This window comes from Acidobacteriota bacterium (genome assembly GCA_020349885.1).
Classification (GTDB): Bacteria; Acidobacteriota.
Genome location: CP070701.1, coordinates 788,508 through 793,530 on the forward strand (window position 1 = coordinate 788,508; position 5,023 = coordinate 793,530).

The 5,023-nt window shown below is 65.2% G+C and carries 4 protein-coding genes; all 4 read left to right on the forward strand.

The features are described 5' to 3' along the window. On the forward strand, window positions 1–1,074 hold a 1,074-nt coding region (locus JSV08_03375), incomplete at its 5' end, for a hypothetical protein (GenBank protein UCF81463.1). 171 nt (window positions 1,075–1,245) lie between these two features. Further along, entirely contained in the window at window positions 1,246–3,885 is a 2,640-nt protein-coding gene (locus JSV08_03380; GenBank protein UCF81464.1) for a valine--tRNA ligase, read from the forward strand. Window positions 3,886–3,896: 11 nt separating this feature from the next. Continuing rightward, a complete protein-coding gene (nadC, locus tag JSV08_03385) occupies window positions 3,897–4,757 on the forward strand; it encodes a carboxylating nicotinate-nucleotide diphosphorylase (protein ID UCF81465.1) in 861 nt (286 codons plus the stop codon). A 49-nt stretch (window positions 4,758–4,806) separates the two neighbouring features. Continuing rightward, window positions 4,807–5,023, forward strand: a 217-nt coding sequence (locus JSV08_03390; GenBank protein UCF81466.1) for a hypothetical protein, incomplete at its 3' end; no start/stop codon positions are given.

Below are 5,023 nucleotides of genomic sequence, written 5' to 3' on the forward strand. Positions count from 1 at the left end.
AAGAAGGCGGCCGGGGGCGGCGCCCCCGTGCGCGCCGAGGTGCCCATGCACCAGTTCGCGGGGGGCAACGTGTGGATGTTGGAGCTCCTGGATGCCGAGATGGGCCTCGGCCGCGAAGAGAACTTCGCTTGGACGATGACCCAGGCGCTCGACATGCTGCAGACCAAGTCGGCTACCATGGCCCTGGGCCTTCCGCCGTCGATCGAGGAGGGCTATCTCATGGCGGTCGACGTGACGATCACGAACCTCACGGGCCATAAGCTGCCTACTGGCTACCCCGAGGGCCGCAGGATGTGGCTCAACCTCACGGCCAGCGACGTCGGGAGCGGCGTGTTCTTCGAGTCGGGCGCCTACGACCCGCTCACGGCCGTGCTCACGAAAGACCCGCAGGTCAAGATCTACGAGGCCAAGCCGGGGATCTGGGGGACGGGGCCGACCTTCCACTTCGTCCTGAACAACTACTACCCCAAGGACAACCGGATCCCGCCCCTCGGCTTCATACCCGACATCGAGACGGAGCCGAAGGGTTACAGCTACCCCGACCTCGGCGGTGGTGTGCTCGCCCACTACGACACGACGACCTACCTCGTGCCCGTGCCCCTCGGGGTGACGGACCCCGTCACGGTCACGGCGACGCTGCGCTACCAGTCGAGCTCCAAGGAGTACATAGATTTCCTCGTATCGGAGAACACCACGACCACGCGCGGCACCGAGATGCTGGCGCTGTGGGAGAAACAGGTCCTGCCCCCCCCGGACCCCCCCAGGATCTACGGGAAGTCGGCGCCCGTGGACATGGTGAGCCAGTCGGCAGATGTGCCGGCGACCCTGTGCGTGAGCGGAGTCCCGCCCGACACCTTCCTGCTGGTCGACAAGACCGGTTTCGTGGCCCTCGACTGGACTCCGGAGGCGAACACGGCGTTCTACCGCGTCTACCGGTACACGCTGCCAGACATGTCGGACATCCCGACCGTCATCGACCTCTACGACGACTTCTACGACGACGACGTTCTCGGCGACGGCCTGGATTACTACTACAAGATCGAGACGGTGAACGGCTGCGGGACGACGATGTAGAGGCGCTGCAGCCCCGGGAGAAACGAGCCGAGGAGAAACTAGGCGGGGGAAAACGAACCGGGGGAAAACAAACCGGGGAGGAACGAGCCGGGGGGGGGAACGAGCCGGGGGGCGCCGGGTGCCCCGCGGCGCGCTTTCCCCTCCCCCGCCTTTCCCCTATAATACCGCCTGATGGCGGAATCCCTCGCAAAGCGCTACGACCCGAAGGAATTCGAGGAGCGGTGGTACCGCTTCTGGGAAGAGCGCGGCTTCTTTACCGCACATCCCGAGGAGGAAAGGGAAGACGGGGAGCGCTTCTGCCTGGTCATCCCGCCGCCGAACGTGACGGGGACGCTGCACATGGGCCACGCCTTCGAGGACGCCCTCATGGACTGCGTCGTCCGGTGGAAGAGGATGCGGGGCCTCGACACGCTGTGGCTGCCGGGCACCGACCACGCTGGAATCGCCACGCAGATAGTAGTCGAGCAGGAGCTCGCCAAGGAGGGCAGGGCGCGGCATGAGCTGGGGCGGGAGAAATTCGTCGAGCGCGTCTGGAAGTGGAGGCAGGAGAGCGGCGGCGTAATCCTGAAGCAGCTCCGGCGCATGGGCGCCTCGTGCGACTGGACGAGGGAAAAATTCACCATGGAGCCCGCGCTCTCGCACGCCGTCCAGAAGGTTTTTGTCGAGCTTTATCGCGAAGGCCTCGTCTACAGAGGGGAATACATCGTCAACTGGTGCCCGCGCTGCCAGACGGCGCTCTCGGACCTGGAAGCGTCCGACTCGCAGCACAACGGGCACCTCTGGTACGTCCGCTATCCCGAGGCGGGCGGCGACGGGGGAATCGTCGTCGCGACGACCCGCCCCGAAACGATGCTCGGCGACACGGGCGTCGCCGTCCATCCCGAGGACGAGCGTTTCCTCAACCTCCTCGGCAAGAAGGTCGTGCTCCCGCTCGTGGGGAGGGAGATTCCCGTCGTGGCCGACCCGTTCGTCGATAAGGAGTTCGGCACGGGCGCCGTGAAGGTGACGCCCGCGCACGACGCGAACGACTTCGACGCGGCGAAGCGCTGCGGCCTGCCGTCGCTTCTCGTGATGAACAAGGACGGGTCGATGAGCGAGGCGGCGGGCAAGGATTTTGAAGGCCTCGACCGCTTCGAGGCGCGCGAAAAAATCCTCAAGCTGCTCGAGGAGCAGGATTTTCTCGAAAAGATCGAGGACTACGAGCACATCGTCAAGCACTGCGGCCGCTGCGACACGGTCATCGAGCCGTATCTTTCGACGCAGTGGTTCGTCAAGGTGAAGCCGCTCGCCGAGCGCGCCGTCGAGGCCGTCGAGAAGGGCCGGACGAAGGTCGTGCCCGAGAAATGGAAAAAAACGTACTTCGAGTGGCTCCGCAACATCCACGACTGGTGCATCTCGCGCCAGATATGGTGGGGGCACCCCGTCCCGGCGTGGCACTGCGCGTGCGGCGAGTGCGTCGTGGCCGGGGAAAAGCCCGACTCGGCCTGCGCGAAGTGCGGCAAGGACGGGTGGACGCCCGACCCCGACGTGCTCGACACGTGGTTCTCGTCCCAACTCTGGCCCTTCTCGACGCTCGGCTGGCCCGAGGAGACGCGGGACCTGAAAACCTACTACCCGACGACGCTCCTCATCACGGGCTTCGACATCCTATTCTTCTGGGTGGCGCGCATGATGATGGCGGGGCTTCACTTCATGAAGGACGTGCCGTTCCGCGAGGTCTACATCCACGGCCTCGTCCGCGACGCGAAGGGCCACAAGATGAGCAAGTCGCGCGGCAACACCGTCGACCCGCTCGACTTCATCGAAAAGTACGGCGCCGACTCGCTGCGCTTCACGTTCCTCGCCATGGCGACGCCCGGGATGGACGTCCCGCTCAACGAGCAGCGCGTCGCGGGCTACCGCGCCTTCTGCACCAAGCTCTGGAACGCCGTGCGGTTCGTCCTGATGAACCTCGACGAGGAGGCGGCCATTCAAAAAGACGCCCCGTCGAGCCTTCCCGAGCGCTGGCTCCTGAGCCGCCTCGCGCGCACCGTCGAGGAGGTGAACGCGTCGTTCGCCGACTACCGCTTCGACCACGCGGCGAACGAGCTTTACCATTTCCTCTGGGGCGACTTCTGCGACTGGTTCGTCGAGATATCGAAACCGGCGCTTTCGGGCGGCGACGCGGAAGCGAAGCGGAGCGCCCAGTCCACGCTGCTGCTCGTCCTCGACCGCGTGCTGCGCCTCCTGCATCCCTTCATGCCGTTCATCACCGAGGAGCTCTGGCAGAAGCTGCCCGCGAGCGTGCGCGACGCCGAGTCGCTCTGCGTCGCGGCGTGGCCGGATACAGAAGAGTCTTGGTTTGACAGAAAAGCTACTGATGTGATGGACGGCGTGAAAAGCGTCGTGACGGAAATTCGAGCTGTGCGCTCTCTCCTTCAGGTGAATCCTAAGGAAATGATAGAAATCGCCGTGCTCAAGAATGACACCTCTGAAGAACGGCTCTCAGCGCACGGAGCGATGATTTCCCACCTTGCCCGCCTGAAATACAGTCTTGTCCAAACGCTTCCCCAGAAGGGAATCCCGGTAAGGGCATGGGGCCTAGATATGCGCATTTTGCGTGAGGACGAGGAATTTCCCGCCGTGCGCGCGCGCCTTGAGAAGAGCTTGGCCGAGTTTTCAAAACAACACGAAGCCATGGCGGCTAAGCTTGCGAATCCGCTGTTTGTGGAGCGCGCCCCCGTCGAGGTTGTAGAGGATACGCGGGCTCACCAGAGCGCTCTTGAAAAAAAGATACCGCGGATTAAGGAAATCATCGAAGCGCTGAGGTAGAGGCACCACCCATGCCCCGCAACGTTTATCCCCAGTTTCCTTCCCGGACCTACGTCGACTCGTTCCTCCGCGCGGCGCTTGCCGAGGACGTCGGCGCGGGCGACGTCACCACCCGCGCCGTCGCGGGGCGGAAGCGCGTCCCGGCGACGGGCGTATGCCTGGCGAAAGAGCCCTGCGTCGTCGCGGGCCTTCCCGTGGCGCTGCGGGCGTTCGAGCTCCTCGACCGCCGCGTCAAGGCGACGGGCAAAATGAAGGAGGGAGCGCGCGCGAAGAAGGGAAAAGCTCTCTTCCGCGTCCGCGGCCCGGCGCAGGCGCTCCTGGGCGCGGAGAGGGTGGCGCTGAATGTGCTCTCGCGCCTCTGCGGCGTCGCGACGCTCACGCGCGCCTTCGTCGACAGGACGAAAGGCACCAGGGCCGTCGTCCTCGACACGAGGAAAACCACGCCCCTGATGCGCTCGCTGGAGAAATACGCCGTCCGCGCGGGCGGGGGCGCGAACCACCGCTTCGGCCTGGGCGACGCCGTCCTGATAAAGGAGAATCACGTCGTGCTCGCCGGCGGAGTTAAAGAAGCGCTGCGCCGCGCCTCCCGCGTCGAGACCCCCGTCGAGATCGAGGTGCGGAACCTGAAAGAGCTCGGCGCGGCGCTCCGCGCGGGCGCTGCGTGGATCCTTCTCGACAATTTCTCCCTGCCGCAGCTCCGCAAGGCCGTGGCCCTCGCGAGGGGGCGGGCAGTCCTCGAAGCCTCGGGGGGCGTAACGCTCCGGAACGTCCGTAGCATCGCGCGGACGGGCGTGGACTTCATCTCCGTGGGGGCGCTCACGCACTCGGCGCCCGCCGCCAATCTGTCGTTCGTGCTCGAAGAGCGGCGCTGAGAGCCGGCCCCGGCCCCGCGCCATTTCTGTGATACACTACTCGGAGGCTATGAAATCCCCGAAGCGCCGCCTTCGCATGGCCGTCCTCTTCGGAGGGCGCTCCCTCGAGCACGAGATCTCCCTGCTCTCCGCCGAGGCGATCCTGAGGAACGCCGACAAGAGGAAATACCGCCTCGTCCCCATAGGCATCACCAAGCGCGGCGAGTGGAAAATTTTTACGGGGCGCGGCCGCGTCTCGACGAAGGAATTTTTCTCATCGCGCAGCC

Coding starts and splice junctions, on each gene's coding strand:
- JSV08_03380 (UCF81464.1), top strand. CDS start 1,246: ATGGCGGAATCCCTCGCAAAGCGCTACGACCCGAAGGAATTCGAGGAG.
- nadC (UCF81465.1), top strand. CDS start 3,897: ATGCCCCGCAACGTTTATCCCCAGTTTCCTTCCCGGACCTACGTCGAC.